14 protein-coding genes and 1 riboswitch are annotated in these 14,543 nt (G+C 70.7%); of the genes, 7 read left to right on the forward strand and 7 right to left on the reverse strand.

Annotated elements, in window-relative coordinates; all coding sequences use genetic code 11:
- Positions 1 to 646 precede the first annotated feature (646 nt).
- Complete coding sequence (locus tag AC07AG_RS11530; protein ID WP_478755505.1) at positions 647 to 997, reverse strand: chorismate mutase; 351 nt, start codon at positions 995 to 997, stop codon at positions 647 to 649.
- 351 nt (positions 998 to 1,348) lie between these two features.
- Between AC07AG_RS11530 and guaA the strand changes: the two genes are divergently transcribed.
- Positions 1,349 to 2,935, forward strand: a complete 1,587-nt coding sequence (guaA, locus tag AC07AG_RS11535) for a glutamine-hydrolyzing GMP synthase (RefSeq protein ID WP_478754161.1) — start codon at positions 1,349 to 1,351, stop codon at positions 2,933 to 2,935.
- Between the two features lie 74 nt (positions 2,936 to 3,009).
- On the opposite strand, the gene AC07AG_RS11540 is transcribed toward guaA, so the two are convergent.
- Positions 3,010 to 3,489 (reverse strand): pyridoxamine 5'-phosphate oxidase family protein, encoded by a 480-nt coding sequence (locus AC07AG_RS11540; RefSeq protein WP_478754163.1) that lies wholly within the window; start codon positions 3,487 to 3,489, stop codon positions 3,010 to 3,012.
- Positions 3,490 to 3,700: 211 nt separating this feature from the next.
- Here AC07AG_RS11540 and AC07AG_RS11545 point away from each other — a divergent pair, with 211 nt between their 5' ends.
- From AC07AG_RS11545 to AC07AG_RS11555, 3 genes are all read left to right on the forward strand, one after another.
- Positions 3,701 to 4,486: a class II aldolase/adducin family protein gene (locus AC07AG_RS11545; RefSeq protein WP_478754165.1), complete on the forward strand. Its 786-nt coding sequence runs from the start codon at positions 3,701 to 3,703 to the stop codon at positions 4,484 to 4,486.
- Between the two features lie 157 nt (positions 4,487 to 4,643).
- Positions 4,644 to 5,909 (forward strand): hypothetical protein, encoded by a 1,266-nt coding sequence (locus AC07AG_RS11550; protein ID WP_478754167.1) that lies wholly within the window; start codon positions 4,644 to 4,646, stop codon positions 5,907 to 5,909.
- A 132-nt stretch (positions 5,910 to 6,041) separates the two neighbouring features.
- The gene (locus tag AC07AG_RS11555) at positions 6,042 to 6,566 is read left to right on the forward strand and encodes a DoxX family protein (protein ID WP_478754169.1); all 525 of its coding nucleotides are present in this window, start codon (positions 6,042 to 6,044) and stop codon (positions 6,564 to 6,566) included.
- 66 nt (positions 6,567 to 6,632) lie between these two features.
- Here AC07AG_RS11555 and AC07AG_RS11560 read toward each other — a convergent pair whose 3' ends face one another.
- Together AC07AG_RS11560 and AC07AG_RS11565 are read right to left on the reverse strand one after the other, a co-directional pair.
- Positions 6,633 to 6,920 (reverse strand): hypothetical protein, encoded by a 288-nt coding sequence (locus tag AC07AG_RS11560; protein ID WP_478754171.1) that lies wholly within the window; start codon positions 6,918 to 6,920, stop codon positions 6,633 to 6,635.
- On the reverse strand, positions 6,907 to 8,244 hold the full coding sequence (locus AC07AG_RS11565; RefSeq protein ID WP_478754173.1) for a PspC domain-containing protein: 1,338 nt from the start codon (positions 8,242 to 8,244) through the stop codon (positions 6,907 to 6,909). The genes AC07AG_RS11560 and AC07AG_RS11565 overlap by 14 nt, the downstream gene beginning before the upstream one ends.
- A gap of 183 nt (positions 8,245 to 8,427) precedes the next feature.
- On the opposite strand from AC07AG_RS11565, the gene AC07AG_RS11570 reads away from it, so the two are divergent.
- Together AC07AG_RS11570 and AC07AG_RS11575 are read left to right on the forward strand one after the other, a co-directional pair.
- Positions 8,428 to 9,717 carry an ATP-binding protein gene (locus AC07AG_RS11570; protein ID WP_478754175.1) on the forward strand — a complete coding sequence of 430 codons (1,290 nt, stop codon included), beginning with the start codon at positions 8,428 to 8,430 and terminating at the stop codon, positions 9,715 to 9,717.
- Positions 9,714 to 10,550 (forward strand): LuxR C-terminal-related transcriptional regulator, encoded by an 837-nt coding sequence (locus AC07AG_RS11575; RefSeq protein ID WP_478754177.1) that lies wholly within the window; start codon positions 9,714 to 9,716, stop codon positions 10,548 to 10,550. The genes AC07AG_RS11570 and AC07AG_RS11575 overlap by 4 nt, the downstream gene beginning before the upstream one ends.
- Before the next feature lie 49 nt (positions 10,551 to 10,599).
- On the opposite strand, the gene AC07AG_RS11580 is transcribed toward AC07AG_RS11575, so the two are convergent.
- Positions 10,600 to 11,232 (reverse strand): hypothetical protein, encoded by a 633-nt coding sequence (locus AC07AG_RS11580; RefSeq protein WP_478754179.1) that lies wholly within the window; start codon positions 11,230 to 11,232, stop codon positions 10,600 to 10,602.
- 118 nt (positions 11,233 to 11,350) lie between these two features.
- Positions 11,351 to 12,394 carry a C40 family peptidase gene (locus tag AC07AG_RS11585; protein WP_478754181.1) on the reverse strand — a complete coding sequence of 348 codons (1,044 nt, stop codon included), beginning with the start codon at positions 12,392 to 12,394 and terminating at the stop codon, positions 11,351 to 11,353.
- 320 nt (positions 12,395 to 12,714) lie between these two features.
- On the opposite strand from AC07AG_RS11585, the gene AC07AG_RS11590 reads away from it, so the two are divergent.
- The gene (locus AC07AG_RS11590) at positions 12,715 to 13,068 is read left to right on the forward strand and encodes a hypothetical protein (RefSeq protein ID WP_344521882.1); all 354 of its coding nucleotides are present in this window, start codon (positions 12,715 to 12,717) and stop codon (positions 13,066 to 13,068) included.
- A gap of 92 nt (positions 13,069 to 13,160) precedes the next feature.
- Here AC07AG_RS11590 and AC07AG_RS11595 read toward each other — a convergent pair whose 3' ends face one another.
- On the reverse strand, positions 13,161 to 14,363 hold the full coding sequence (locus tag AC07AG_RS11595) for a C40 family peptidase (protein WP_478754183.1): 1,203 nt from the start codon (positions 14,361 to 14,363) through the stop codon (positions 13,161 to 13,163).
- A gap of 8 nt (positions 14,364 to 14,371) precedes the next feature.
- Positions 14,372 to 14,528, reverse strand: a riboswitch (cyclic di-AMP (ydaO/yuaA leader).
- Between the last annotated feature and the right edge of the window lie 15 nt (positions 14,529 to 14,543).

The following is a 14,543-nucleotide window of genomic DNA, read 5'->3' on the forward strand; positions in this document are numbered from 1 at the left end:
GCGGTGGAGTGAGGAGCGAAGGGCCCCGCGGGACGGATCCGCGGGGCCCTTGGCTGTCAGCACCGACGTCAGGGCAGCGTCGGTGCCGCGGAGCGGCGCCGGGGGGAGTGCGCCGCGGGCCTGAGGGGCGCCGGTGGCCGACCCGGCGCGCGAGGGGCGCACGGGGGGCGCTCTAGTGGTCTCGACCAATGGCAATGAAGTTGTGGACTGCCGGACGTGCGGCCAGTCCTGCTAGGCATCGTGCTCGATGCGCCGTGGCGCGCGCAACCGGTTCGACATGATCCGGACGAACGGGGACAGCCGGGCCTTTTCGAGGGAACAGGGGACGGTCGGGGACTGTTCGAGGGGACGGTCGGGGACGGTTCGGGGGACGGGGAAGGCCGGTCGGCTCCGGGCGTCCCCGAAGCCGACCGTTCCCTGGGTGACCGGGCTGCTGTCCCCTGCCGTCCGGTCACGTCTCTGGAGCGAGGTCCCACGGCGCACACGAGGTGTGCGCCTCATCGCTCCAGCGGAGCCACGCGTGGTTTTTCCGTGCCCGCCCCTGGCTGGCACGGACATCGGGACCAACGAAGCCGCTCCGGGCCCGGTCACGCGCCGTACGGGTGAGAGCGGACCCGAACTCAGGTCCGGGGGCGGTCCGGGGTGTTCAGACCCGGCCCCTGCACAGCTCCAGGAGGGTCATCGCGAGCGACGTACCGGGCTTGCCGAGCGCGTCCCTGTAGTGGCCGAGGACCTCCATCTCGCGCGAGAGGTTGACGCGACGGCCGCCCGAACCGATCCGGGCCTCCTGGATGACGGCCGACACGGCCATCCGTTCCTGTACGAGACCGATGATGCGGTCGTCGAGTGCGTCGATGCGGTCACGCGCGCCCTCGATCACATCGGCGGCCTCGGGGGTGCGGGCGCCGGTCTTGTCGGTCGTGGTGATGGTCATCTGGGGCTCCTCATCGGATGCGGATCTCGGATGGAGTGCCCCGGAGCGACAAGGCCCGGAAATGACAGAACGCCCCGGGCCTTGTCGGCCCGGGGCGCCTGGGAAGTCGCTTGTCAGTGGATCAAGCAGCTCGACCATGGCAGCCGGCGGGCCGGTTGCCATAGGTAAAGAGGAAGCTGAGGTGCTTGGTCACGAGGACAGTATGCCCCCAGGCGCGCGTGCCTGGTCAACACGGGTTCCGCCGCGGCTCGGATGCTGAGACGCCCCGCATCGCCCCGCATCGCCGCGGGCTCGCGGGCACCGGCTCCGTCGGATGCGACGAAGGGGGTGCCCGCGAGCCCGTTAGAATCGACAAAACAGATCCCTGCTCACGCACGAGCCCCAGCTCACGCTCAATGCCGGAAGGCCGCCGCCGTGCCATCAGCGTCCCCCGCTGCCGCCGCCCCCGACACCGTTCTGGTCGTCGACTTCGGAGCGCAGTACGCCCAGCTCATCGCCCGCCGCGTCCGCGAGGCCCGGGTCTACAGCGAGATCGTGCCGAGCACCATGCCGGTCTCCGAGATGCTCGCGAAGAACCCCGCCGCGATCATCCTCTCCGGCGGCCCCTCGTCGGTGTACGCGGACGAGGCGCCCAGCGTCGACCGCGCCCTGTTCGAGGCGGGTGTCCCCGTCTTCGGCATGTGCTACGGCTTCCAGCTGATGGCGACCACCCTCGGCGGCACCGTCGACAACACGGGCGCGCGGGAGTACGGCCGCACCGGCCTGCACATCTCCAAGTCCGGCTCGACCCTCTTCGAGGGCACCCCGGACGAGCAGTCCGTGTGGATGTCGCACGGCGACGCGTGCAGCGCGGCGCCCGAGGGCTTCACCGTCACCGCGTCCACGGACGTCGTGCCGGTCGCGGCCTTCGAGGACGACGAGAAGAAGCTGTACGGCGTGCAGTACCACCCCGAGGTCATGCACTCCACGCACGGCCAGCAGGTGCTCGAGCACTTCCTCTACCGGGGCGCGGGCCTGAAGCCCGACTGGACCACCGGCAACATCGTCGAGGAGCAGCTCACCGCGATCCGCGAGCAGGTCGGCACCAAGCGCGCGATCTGCGGCCTCTCCGGCGGCGTCGACTCCGCCGTGGCCGCCGCCCTCGTGCAGAAGGCCATCGGTTCGCAGCTGACCTGCGTGTATGTCGACCACGGTCTGATGCGCAAGGGCGAGACCGAGCAGGTCGAGAAGGACTTCGTCGCGGCCACGGGCGTGCAGCTCAAGGTCGTCGACGCACAGGAGCGCTTCCTGACCGCGCTTGCCGGGGTCTCCGACCCCGAGCAGAAGCGGAAGATCATCGGCCGCGAGTTCATCCGCGTCTTCGAGCAGGCCCAGGCGGAGATCGTCGCTGAGGCGCCCGGTGACCAGCCCGTCGAGTTCCTCGTCCAGGGCACGCTCTACCCCGACGTCGTCGAGTCCGGCGGCGGCTCCGGCACCGCCAACATCAAGTCCCACCACAACGTGGGCGGCCTCCCCGAGGACCTCGAGTTCCAGCTGATCGAGCCGCTGCGCCAGCTCTTCAAGGACGAGGTGCGGATGGTCGGGCAGGAGCTCGGCCTGCCGGACGAGATCGTCCAGCGCCAGCCCTTCCCGGGCCCCGGCCTCGGCATCCGCATCGTCGGCGATGTCACCAAGGAGCGTCTGGACCTGCTCCGCGAGGCCGACGCGATCGCTCGCGAGGAGCTGACCGCGGCCGGTCTCGACCGTGAGATCTGGCAGTGCCCCGTGGTGCTGCTCGCCGACGTGCGCAGTGTAGGCGTGCAGGGCGACGGCCGGACGTACGGCCACCCGATCGTGCTGCGGCCCGTCTCGTCCGAGGACGCCATGACGGCCGACTGGACGCGCATGCCGTACGACGTCCTCGCGAAGATCTCCACGCGCATCACGAACGAGGTCGCCGACGTGAACCGCGTCGTCCTCGACGTGACGAGCAAGCCGCCGGGCACCATCGAGTGGGAGTAGTCCTCCCGGCGGGAGCCGTCCCGCAGCGCTGATACGGCGCCGTCCACCGAGGTGGGCGGCGCCGTTCGCGTACGTCAGGTCCGCCTGGTCGTCCGCGCCGGCGCCCCCGGCTTCCACAGCTGCACCGCCAGATACTTCTCGTCCTCGATGTACGTGCGGACCACCTCCGTCAGCTCCGTGCGGAAGAGGTGGAACGCGTCCGGGTCCGGCGGGTTCACGTCTCCCGTGTACCGCGCGATGAGCTCGGGGTCCTCGGCCTTGACCGCCCGCCCGGAGATCCGGATGTCGCCGCCGGCCATCTCCGTGCCCGGCCCCGGGTTCGCCTGGAGCGAGAAGCGCGGATCGCGGAGCAGGTCGAGCGCTTTCATCGAGTTCGGCATCATGCCGAGCCACAACTCCCCGTACAGGAAGCGGACTTCGAGCCCGGTCGTGCGTGGTGATCCGTCCTTGCGGAGTGTGGCGAGGGTGTGGTGCGTGAACAGGCCGAACCGCTCCTCGGCGGTCCGCGCGAAGGCGGGTTCTGCTGCGCTGAAGGCTGCCCAGTTCGTCGTCATACGGCGAGTGTCCCGCCGATACCCGACATCTACTGTCCGGCATGACGCGCCGACCCCTGTCCGGCATGACGCGCCGACCCCTGTCCGGCATGACGGGCCGACCTCTGTCCGGCATCGCGCCCCGATTGCGCACTCTCTTCACAGGGCACCCCTGTCTTCCTGCGCTGACCGGCGGTAACTTCCGCTCCGTACAGCCAGGGATGGAGGACACATGCAGGCGCCCACACCGATACCCGTCGAGCGGTTGCAGTTCGCGATGCCGCCGGTGCACGACTCGTTGGCGGAGGAACGGCGTTACCGCAAGGAACGGCTCGCCGGGGCGCTGCGGATCTTCGGACGGCTCGGATACGAGGACGGGGTGTCCGGGCACATCACGGCGCGGGACCCGGAGCACGAGGACTGTTTCTGGGTGAACCCCTTCGGGATGCCCTTCAAGCACATCACCGTGGGCGATCTGGTCCTCGCCAACGCGGAGGGGCAGGTCGTCGAGGGGCGCCACCACGTCAATCAGGCCGCCTTCACCGTCCACGCGCAGGCGCACCTGGCGCGGCCAGACGTCGTCGCCGTCGCGCACTGCCACTCGCTGCACGGCCGCGCCCTGTCCACACTCGGCGAACTCCTGGACCCGATCACGCAGGAGTCCTGCGCCTTCTACGAGAGCCACGCGCTGTACGACGGCTACACGGGCGTCGTCGTGGACTCGGACGAGGGCCGGCGGATCGCCGCCGCGCTCGGCGATCACAAGGCCGTCATCCTGCGCAACCACGGGCTGCTCACCGTCGGCGACTCCGTCGACGCCGCCGCCTGGTGGTTCCTCACGATGGAGCGCTCCTGCCAGGTCCAGCTGAGCGCGCGGGCCGCGGGCAGGCCGATCCTCATCGGCCACAAGCAGGCGGTGGCGACGCGCGAGCAGCTCGGCAGCGACCTCGTCGCGTGGATCAACTACCAGTCCCTGTGGCAGGACATCAGCCGCAGCGAACCGGACCTGCTCGCCTGAGCCGTTGACCTCGGACGTCAACACGGGCGCGGCGCGTTCACCCTCGCTGACCTGACCCGGGGAACCCGATCGCCTTCCAGTACGGCACAATCCCCTTTCATCGCAAGGAAGTTCACGTTTCGGTGCTCGAACGAGGGCGGGGAAGGCGGCGTACGCGGTGGCGGTGCAGGAGGCGCGGCAGGGCGCACACGGGGGCGGCTGCACATGCGGCGACTGCCCGCACGGTGCGCGCGAGGGGCATCGGCGTGCCGTGGCCGCATTCCTCGCCAAGCGCGACGAGCTGGCGGTGGGGCAGGGGCTGCCCCCGGCGGTCGCCCACTCGACGGGCGCTTCGCGGCAGTGGGTGTCGGACGAGCTGACCCAGTCCGCGCGCGACGTCGCCGAACGAGGCCGGGCCGAGGGCCAGGCCTGGCTCGGCCTGCTGTGGCGGCGCACCGCGGGTGTCGTCTGGGTGGCTGTGGGCGTCCTGCTCCTGGTCCAGGCGCTCACCGCGATCGGCACCGGGTGGACCCTCGCCCGCACCGCCGGAGTACTCGCGGCCGTGGTCGTCGGCGGTCTGCTGACCGGCGCCGGATATGTGCACCGGGCGCGCGGCGGGATCCTCGCGCCGTTGATCGGCGAGGACAACCGCCTCTCCACCTCCCGCGCGGTGGCCGCCTGTTGGGTCCTGCTCGTCGTCTTCGCCGTGCTCGTCCTGGTGGGCGAGCTCGCCGGGGCGTCCGGGCACCGCGAGCGGGACGAGCTGATCGCCGGGCTCGACCTCGCCCGTGCCGCGGGCGCCGTGACCGTCCTCGCCGTGGTCTGCGGGGTCGCCGTGCTCGTCCGCCGCGTGGTGGGCCTGCGCGTCCTTGGCCAGCGGCTGCAGAAGGTGCCCGCCGACCGCCCCCGGGCCGCCGACCTGCTCACCGACGACGCGGGCCGCGGCAGCTTCGCGGACGCGCAGTACGTCCTGGTCAGCGCCGTCGCCATGATCTTCGCCGCCGTGCGCCTCGCGCGCCGTCCCGAGCAGCTGCCCGACCTGCCGTGGGGGCTTGCCCTCCTCGTCCTGGTGTCGGCGGCCACATACCTCGCGGGCAAGTACGCCGAGGGCGGCCGGCCCGTGATCCTCTCCGTGGTGCGTGCCCGCGAGGCGGGCGACCTCGACGCCCCCATCCGCACGGGCGACGACATCGAGATCCGCGGCGCCGGATTCGTGCCCCCGGGCGCGCAGACCGCCGATCGCCTCGCCCGTATGGTCGTTCGCATCGGAACCGTGCACGTCCATGTGCCGCTCGTCCCCGTGCCGGGCGGTTTCACCAACCCGGCCGACGCGGCCCTGACCGTCCCCGTCCCGGTGGACGTGGAGCCGGGGCGGGTCGACGTCCAGGTGATCACGGCCGCGGGCGTGGAGACGAACCGCTGCACGATCGACGTCACGGACTGAGCACCTCGGCTCTGCGCCGGGCCGGTCCTCGCGAATTCGATGCAAGCCACTGAGCAGGCCCCCCTGTTCGTACGTATCGTCAGATGACGGGTCCATGGGCGAAGCGGGTCAACGGGAGAGGCGGCGAGAGCGATGGCTCACGGCATGCGTACCGACAGCCACACCAGCTACGTCAGAAGCAGCGGCTGGCGGGAGAGCGCTTCCCGATACGCCCTGCTCCCGCTCCGGGTCTTCCTCGGTGTCACCTTCATCTACGCGGGCCTGGACAAGCTCACCGACAGCGCCTTCATGTCGGCCAGTGGCGCTGGCTCCATCGGCGAGATGATGGAAGGCGTCCGCGACATCTCCGCCATCCCGGCCCTCGTCGACCTCTCCCTCAAGAGCCCGGTCGGCTTCGGCTACGCCATCGCCATCGGTGAACTGGCCGTCGGCATCGGCACCCTCGTGGGCCTCTTCGCCCGGATCGCCGCGCTCGGCGGTGCGCTGATCTCGCTCAGCCTCTGGCTGACCGTGAGCTGGTCCACCGAGCCCTACTACTACGGCAACGACCTGGCCTATCTGATGGCCTGGCTCCCGCTGATCCTCGCGGGCGCCTCCATCTTCTCGCTCGACGCGATGCTCGCGGCCCGACGCAAGTACGGGTCGGGGCTCGGCTGAGCCGCGGGCCGGGCTGGGCAGGCAGGGCAGGGCCAGGCTGGACCGGGCTGGGCCGGGCTGGGTCGGCTAGGCGTCCCTGGAGCCGTCGACCGGGCGGTCGGCTATCCGGTCCGCTGTGCTGTCCGTCGTCCGGCCCGAGGTGCGGTCCGCCGTGCGGGCGGTGGGCCGGCCGCGTATCCCGTAGGACACGGCTGCCGCCGCGCCGCCGAGCAGCAGACCCGCCAGCATGAGCGGGAACGCCACGAACCACGGTGTGTCCCAGATACCGCCCGCGTCACCCGCGTAGGCGATGGCCGCCATCAGCAGGAACAGACCGAGGACCAGCTTGCCGGGATGGAACTCATGACGTAGCACGGGTCACCTCCACCTGTCCGATGCCCACCTCGACGTGCAGCTCCAGCGTGCCGCCGTCCTTGCTTCCCGCAGGCGGGTTCAGCGTCACCGTCTTCTCCTTGCCCGGAGCGATGTCCACGTCCCCCTTGCGGTCCTCCGGCAACTGGATGTCGCCGATGCCCACTTCCACGTCCAGCTCCACCGTGCTGTTCTTCGGCACGATCACCTTCATCTGCCCGGCCCCCACCTCGGCACTGGTGCTCAGCGTCTCGCCCTTGCCTGGACCGGCCCGGGTCAGGTCGAGCGTGCCGAGGCCAGTCCCCAGTTCATACCGAGGCTCGACCTGTTCCGCCGCGGCCGGTTTCCACTCCGTCTCCGCCCAGGTGGTGCTGATGTCTTTGGGCAGTGCGGCCGAGCCCGCGAGCAGCCCCGCCGTGATCACCGCGAGCACGATCGAGCCCACGCCGGTGCGCCCGAGGAAGGCGCTGAGAGCGATACCGATGCCGAACACGGCCAGGGCGAGGGCGAGGCCGGTCTGCAGGCTGGTGCCGAGCGGCTGCTCCTCCCACGTGAGGCCGGTGCCCAGACCGCCCGCGAGCAGCGCTCCCAGAAAGACGAAGCCGCCGATCCAGCGCGGACCGCGCTGCTTGGGCCGGGGCGCCACCGCGGGCTCCCGCGGACGTATCCGCCCGTGCGGGGGGTCCGGCTGATACTGGACGGCCACTCCCTCGGGCCCCCAGAAATAGCCCGAGATCCCGTCGTGCGTGCCGTCCTTGACGATCGGATCCCGCCACCACGAAGGCGCACCGGCCACCGGAGGCGCCTTCGCCTCGGGCGGGGCGTCCGCCACGGCCTGGGCCGCCACCGGATCGGGGTCGGTCGTGCCGCGCTGCTGCGACCAGTACCCCGCGCCCGCGAGGAGCAGGGCGAGGACGGCCGCGAAGGTGAGCGCCCCGCCGTTGTTCAGCAAGGAGAGGAAGACGCCGCAGCCGACGAGCGCGAAGAGCACGGCCGTCAGGGCCTGGCCGTCCACACGGCCGGAGAGGAGCCTGCGCGCCTCGTTCTCCTCCTCGTCCTCGAAGGGGACGAAAAGCCACACGAAGCCGTAAAAGACAAGACCGAGCCCGCTGGTGACGGAGAGGAGCGCGAGCCCGATCCGGAAGATCACCGGATCCATGTCGCAGTGCTGCCCGAGACCCGCGCACACGCCGCCCAGCTTCTTGTGCCGGCGGTCGCGGCGGAAGGCCCGCACGACCATCGGCCCGCCCGGCTTCTGCGCCGTGGCGGTGAGAGGATCGCGCGGCGCGGCCTGCGGGCCCGTCCCGGCGGGCTGCTCGTCTGTCATGTGTCCATGGTGACGGGCCGGAGGCCACCGCGGCAGTCGGGACAACCCTGGCCGAACCCTGAGATCGCCCCTGACACGCCCCTGCCCCGGCCTCCGCACCCCTGCGTCCGGGGCGGAGATCAGGGACGTCTCGGGGGTCAACCCTGATGCCCGCGCCCGCGTACGCGTGTGAATATCGGAGACATGCCGGAAGCCGCAGCAGTATCCATCGAAGACGAGCGGCCGCTGCGAAAGCTCTACCGCAGCGGTGACGGCCGTTGGCTCGGCGGGGTCGCGCGCGGCCTCGCCGGTCACCTCGGTCTGCCCGTCGTCTGGGTGCGGCTGATCTTCGTCGGCCTGTCCATGGCGGACGGGTTGGGCGCGCTGCTGTACGCGGCGTTCTGGTTCTTCGTGCCGCTGGGCGTCGGCGGGGTCGACGCCCAGCGGCCGCCTTCCGCCGTGACCACCGAGACGGCACCTGACGGACGCCGCAGACTCGTGGCCCGCAAGCCGGACAAGGGCCAGCTCGTCGCGCTGCTCGCGATGGTCGTCGTCGCCATGGTCTTCGTCGGCAATGTGGATCTGGGCAGCTCGACCAAGGCCTATATCTTCCCGACGCTGCTCGTCGCCGCCGGTGTCGCGCTCGTCTGGCGGCAGGCCGACAACGCCCGCCGGGCCCGCTGGATGGCCGTCGGCCGCCGCAGGCGCACCCTGACCATCGCCCGCGCGGGGGCCGGAGTGCTGCTCGTCGGCGCCGGTGTCAGCGGCATCGTCGTGCTGCAGGGCTCCACCTCGCACCTCAGCTCCGTGCTGCAGGCCGCGCTCGCCGTCCTCGTCGGCGTCGCGCTGCTCGCCGGCCCCTATCTCGTGCGCATGATGCAGGACCTCTCCGAGGAGCGGCTGATGAGGATCCGCGCGCAGGAGCGGGCGGAGGTCGCCGCCCATGTGCACGACTCGGTCCTGCACACCCTGACCCTGATCCAGCGCAACGCCGAGAACGCCTCAGAGGTGCGCCGCCTGGCCCGCGCCCAGGAGCGAGACCTGCGCCAATGGCTCTACAAACCGGAGGGCACGGGCAAGGACGAGGCGGACGAGCCCGACACCCTCGCCGAAGCGGTCCGGCGCAATGCCGCGGAGGTGGAGGACAAGCACGGAGTGCCCATCGAGGTCGTCATAGTCGGCGACTGCCCGCTCGACGACCGGCTGACCGCGCAGATGCAGGCCGCGCGGGAAGCAATGGTGAACGCCGCCAAGTACGGTGGCGAGGGCGGTGCGGTGCAGGTCTTCGCCGAAGTCGAGGGGGAGACGGTGTTCGTCTCCGTCCGCGACCGTGGCCCCGGCTTCGATCTGGATTCCGTGCCGGACGACCGCATGGGCGTACGAGAATCGATCATCGGCCGTATGCAGCGCAACGGCGGCACGGCGCGGCTGCGCGCGGTGCCGGGGGGCGGCACGGAAGTCGAGCTGGAGATGGAGAGGACGGCGACGACATGAGCGACGCGAGTGAGCCCGTGGGGCCCAGGGGTGGATCAGAGGGGGCGGCCGAGCCGTCCGCGGCCGAACCGGACACGGCGGTCGAGGCCGGGGCGACCGGATCGGCTCAGCCCGCCGACGCGGCCGACGCGGCAGATTCAGCCGGTGCTGCCGTCGGCGGTGACCAGGAGAGCCGCCGCGCGCGCGTCGTCCTCGTCGACGACCACCGGATGTTCCGTACAGGCGTCCAGGCGGAGATCGGCAGGACCACGATCACTGGTGTCGAGGTCGTCGGCGAGGCCGCGGACGTCGACCAGGCGGTCACGGTCATCACCACGACGCGCCCCGAGGTCGTGCTCCTCGACGTGCACCTCCCGGGCGGCGGCGGGGTCGAAGTGCTGCGCCGCTGCGCGCCGTTGATGTCCGATGCCGAGCGCCCCGTGCGGTTCCTCGCGCTGTCCGTCTCGGACGCCGCCGAGGACGTCATCGGAGTCATCCGTGGCGGTGCCCGCGGCTATGTCACCAAGACCATCACCGGTACCGACCTGGTCGACTCCATCTTCCGCGTGCAGGACGGCGACGCGGTGTTCTCGCCTCGCCTCGCCGGGTTCGTCCTCGACGCCTTCGCGTCGACCGACGCGCCCCCGGTGGACGAGGACCTGGACCGCCTCACGCAGCGCGAGCGCGAGGTGCTGCGGCTCATCGCGCGGGGGTATGCGTACAAGGAGATCGCCAAGCAACTCTTCATCTCCGTGAAGACGGTCGAGTCGCATGTGTCGGCGGTGCTGAGGAAGCTCCAGCTGTCCAACCGGCACGAGCTGACGCGGTGGGCGACGGCGCGTCGGCTGGTCTGACGGTCGGGCCGGTCCCGGCTCAGTGGTGCGCCGGCGGCCGGGCCCTGGCTCAGCGGTGCGCGTTGTTCGTCACCGGGCCCAACTTCCGTATCGCCCAGCGGTAGTGGCCCACTGCCTTGGTGGCGCCGATGAGGCCCGTCAGCCACAGGATGAGGCCCGTGCCCATGCCGAGTACGACGTCGCCGTACGAGTCCCGTCCCGGCTCGGCGTAGGCGGCGGCCGCGAAGGACGCCCACAGGCCGAGCGCGCACACGAGGAGGGACGAGAGGAGCCAGCAGAGGCTGAGGCCGGGGGAGCGGAGGGCGGAGTCCGATGCCGGGTGGCTGTCCAGCGCAAGCCAGCTGTCGGTGAGTTCGCGGGCCTTGCGGTCGTTGCGAATGCCGACGACCACGCCGAACACGCAGGGGGCGATGGCCCCGAGGCCGAGGACCGCGCAGAGCGGGCCCATGACGATGGCCGTCGGATCGTGGTCCTCGATCATCTCGAGCGGCACCGTCAGAAGCGCCCAGCCGATGACGCAGCCGAGCCCGAACAGCCAGAGCAGCAGGATCCGGTGCAGCCCCAGGCTCCGCCTGCGCAGTTCATCGAGCGCCATGCCGCGGTCGTGCAGGAGCGCGTTCCGGTCCGGCCAGGTGCGCAGATAGGCAGGCGGCGGGGGCGGCGGCAGCGTACGGCGGGGCATGCCCCTGACAGTACCTGCGGGCCCGCGCGGCTCTTCAACCCGCCCGCGCGGCCCTTCACCGCACCAGTGCGGTCCTCCACTGCACCAGTGCGGTCCTCCACCGCACCCGCGTGACCCATCACGCCACCCGCGCCGCCCCCGCGAAGGGCATCTGGCTGATCGGCGCGAGGCGTACTGGTGCGCTCGGGTTCGGGGCGTGGATCATCTGGCCGTTGCCCACGTAGAGGCCGACGTGGCTGATGCCCTGGTAGAAGAAGACCAGGTCGCCGGGCTGGAGTTGGGAGCGCGGGATCCGCTCGCCCGCGGCGATCTGCGCGTACGTCGTGCGCGGCAGGTCGACCCCCGCCGACCGGTAGGCGGCCTGGGTGAGCCCGGAGCAGTCGAACGCGTCGGGGCCGGTGGCTCCCCACACGTACGGGCTGCCGAGCGCCTTGTGCGCGTACGCGACGGCCGCTGCGGCACGGGAGTTGGGAGCCTTGGCTGTACCGCCCGAGGCGCCGTCGCGGGCCTCCGTGCGGGACGCCCTGTCCTCGCCCGTGAGCTTCGCGCGCTGGTCGCCGGTGAGCTGCGACAGGAGCCGCTTGGCCGTGTCCAGCTTTCCGTTGACCGTCTTCTTGTGCTTCTTCAGCTCCGCCTGGCGCGACTTGAGGTGCGCGAGGGTGTCGTCGGCCTCGGTGTGCAGCTGGTCGATCCCCTGCAGCTGCTTCCGCACGCCGGTGACGGCCGCGGCCTGGCGGCTGTCCGCCCGGTCGGCGAGCGCGGCGCGCTCGAGGTACTGGTCGGGGTCGGAGGAGAGCGCGAGCTGGACGGCCGGGTCGATGCCGCCGCTGCGGTACTGCGCCGCGGCGATCGAACCGAGGCCCTCGCGCGCCGAGTTGAGCTTCTGCGTCTTGCGGGCCGCCTCGTCGCGCAGCTCGCCCAGCGACTTCTCGGCGCTCTCGGCCTTCTCCTTGGCGCCGTTGTACTTCTCGGTGGCGATCTCCGCCTCGCGGTAGAGCGCGTCGACCTTGGACTTCACCTCGGCCGGGCTGAGCCGCGGGTCGGCGTGTCCCGTTCCGTCGAAGGCGGTGGCTGTTGCGGCCCCGGCGAGGGCGATGGTGGCGGCGGTGCGGGCCGTATGGCCACTGAGCGAGCGCTGTTTGGGCTTGCGGTGCGCTGCCACGAAGGGGGCTCCTTAAGGTTCCGGCGGCGGCCCGCACAGGGGGAGCGGACCGCCGCCGGATTCTCGGCGGTGGTGTCCGACTGCCGCCCCTGGTCCGGGCGGCGGTGGGGAGCCGGGCACCTGACGAAGGACGCTAAACCTGGGCGTCACGGGTTGGTGACGGAATGCGTGCAACTGACGGAAGTGTTATGGAAGGTGACCGTATGTGACTGCGTCATTCGTCAGACCGCACGTCCTTCGCGTATGCGTGTGACCGATGCGGCGCTTGTGGCCCACCTGGCTACGGAGTGGTGATAAGGCCCCGGCTAGGCTCCGGAACCATGGACGTTCTCACCCATCTCTTCGTCGGCCTGCACATCATCGGCATCGCCTCCCTCCTGGGCGGCTTCCTCACTCAGATGAAGCAGATGGGCCAGGGCACGGCCCGCTTCAACCCGGCGATGCTGCACGGCGCGCTGACGATGCTCGTCACGGGCGTCATCCTGGTGGGCCTCAACCAGGCGGACGACAACCCGGTCAACAACGTCAAGATCGGCATCAAGATGGCCGTGCTGATCGTGATCCTCGCGCTCGTCTATGTGAAACGGGATGAGGAGAAGGTGGACAAGGGGATGTTCGGCGCCGTCGGGCTGCTGACCGTCGCGAACATCTTCATCGCGGTGCTGTGGACCTGAGCCGACCCGCAGAAGCACGGAAAACGGCCCTCCACGCGCGCGTGGAGGGCCGTTTTCTCGTGTGTGGCGTCTTGCGGCGTCTCGAATGACGGTTACGCGGGCCGCACCACGCTGTGGATCGGCATGTAGTAGATCGACTCGACGCGGACGTTCGCGCCCGGCTTCGGGGCGTGGATCATCTTGCCGTCGCCGATGTAGATCCCTACGTGGCTGATGTCGTCGTAGAAGAAGACCAGGTCACCCGGCTTTGCGTCGGCGGTCTTCACGGTCGTGCCGACCTTCACCTGGTCCCACGTAGTACGCGGCAGGGAGATCCCCGCGGCCTTCCACGCGTCCTGGGTGAGCCCGGAGCAGTCGTAGGAGTCGGGGCCGGTGGCGCCCCACACGTACGGCTTGCCGATCTGCGCCTCCGCGAAGTTGATGACCTTCGCGGCCTTCGTCGCGTAACCGCTGTCCGTGTCGCCGGAGCCGGAGCCGGAGCCGGAACCCGTGCCGGAGCCGGTGCCGGTGCCGGAGTCCGGGGTCTCCTTGTTCTCCTCGCGCTCCTTCGCCGCGGCCTCTTCCGCCGCCTTGCGCTTGGCCTCCGCCTCGGCCTCCTGCTTGCGGGCCAGCTCGGCGGCCTTGCGCTTGGCCTCTTCTTCCTTCTTCTTCTCGATCGCCGCGAGCCGCGCCTTCTCCTCGGCGGTCAGCTCCGAGAGCATCGTGCGCGCCTGGCCCAGCTTCTTCTGGACGGTCTGCTTGCTCGTCCTGAGGTCGTCCCGCGAGTCGCTCAGCGTCTCCAGGCTCTTGGTGGCCTTGGCGCGCTGCTTCGTCGCCGAGGCCTGCTCGGTCTGGTAGTCGTCGACCGCCTTCTTCTGGCGCGCGGTCAGCCGGTCCGACAGGTGATTCTGGTCGAAGTACCCCTGCGGGTCGTCGGCGAGCATCATTGTGGCGGTCTCGGAGACGGCGCCGGTGCGGTACTGGGCGGCGGCGAACGCGCCCAGCTCCTGGCGGGCCTCGTTCAGCTTGTCGGCGCGCTTGGCCACGTCGTCGAGAAGGGTGTCGACCTTCTTGCGCTGCTTGTCGGTGCGCTCCTTGGCCGAGTTGTACTTCTGCGTGGCCACGCCCGCCTGGTGGTAGAGGTCGTCGACCTTTTTCTGGACCTCTTCGAGGCTGGGCTTCTGCGGCGCGGACGGTGCGGCTTGCGCGCTCTGTGACAGGAGGGCCACGGAGGTGAGGGCCGCCGTCGTGATGCCGAGGGCGGGAGTGGCGCGTAGGCCGGCAATGCGGGTCCGCGGCTTGCGGTGCGACGCCAAGGGAGGCGACTCCTTCCGTAGACCGCCTACCGGGTTAGCTGTCGGGTTCGGGCGGATGGTTCCGGAAGGTTGCCCTACAGTCCCGTACTTCGTACGGGACCGATTCACCCCAAGTTCATCGTGGGTCCCCGGCTCCGAGGAGATCGAACTCGGCGGAGGCCACCCGTTCCCGGCGGGGTT

The sequence above is a fragment of the Streptomyces sp. NPDC044044 genome (assembly GCF_056434405.1).

Coding starts and splice junctions, on each gene's coding strand:
- AC07AG_RS11555 (WP_478754169.1), top strand. CDS start 6,042: ATGGCTCACGGCATGCGTACCGACAGCCACACCAGCTACGTCAGAAGC.
- AC07AG_RS11565 (WP_478754173.1), bottom strand. CDS start 8,244: ATGACAGACGAGCAGCCCGCCGGGACGGGCCCGCAGGCCGCGCCGCGC.
- AC07AG_RS11545 (WP_478754165.1), top strand. CDS start 3,701: ATGCAGGCGCCCACACCGATACCCGTCGAGCGGTTGCAGTTCGCGATG.
- AC07AG_RS11570 (WP_478754175.1), top strand. CDS start 8,428: ATGCCGGAAGCCGCAGCAGTATCCATCGAAGACGAGCGGCCGCTGCGA.
- AC07AG_RS11580 (WP_478754179.1), bottom strand. CDS start 11,232: ATGCCCCGCCGTACGCTGCCGCCGCCCCCGCCGCCTGCCTATCTGCGC.
- AC07AG_RS11540 (WP_478754163.1), bottom strand. CDS start 3,489: ATGACGACGAACTGGGCAGCCTTCAGCGCAGCAGAACCCGCCTTCGCG.
- AC07AG_RS11590 (WP_344521882.1), top strand. CDS start 12,715: ATGGACGTTCTCACCCATCTCTTCGTCGGCCTGCACATCATCGGCATC.
- AC07AG_RS11575 (WP_478754177.1), top strand. CDS start 9,714: ATGAGCGACGCGAGTGAGCCCGTGGGGCCCAGGGGTGGATCAGAGGGG.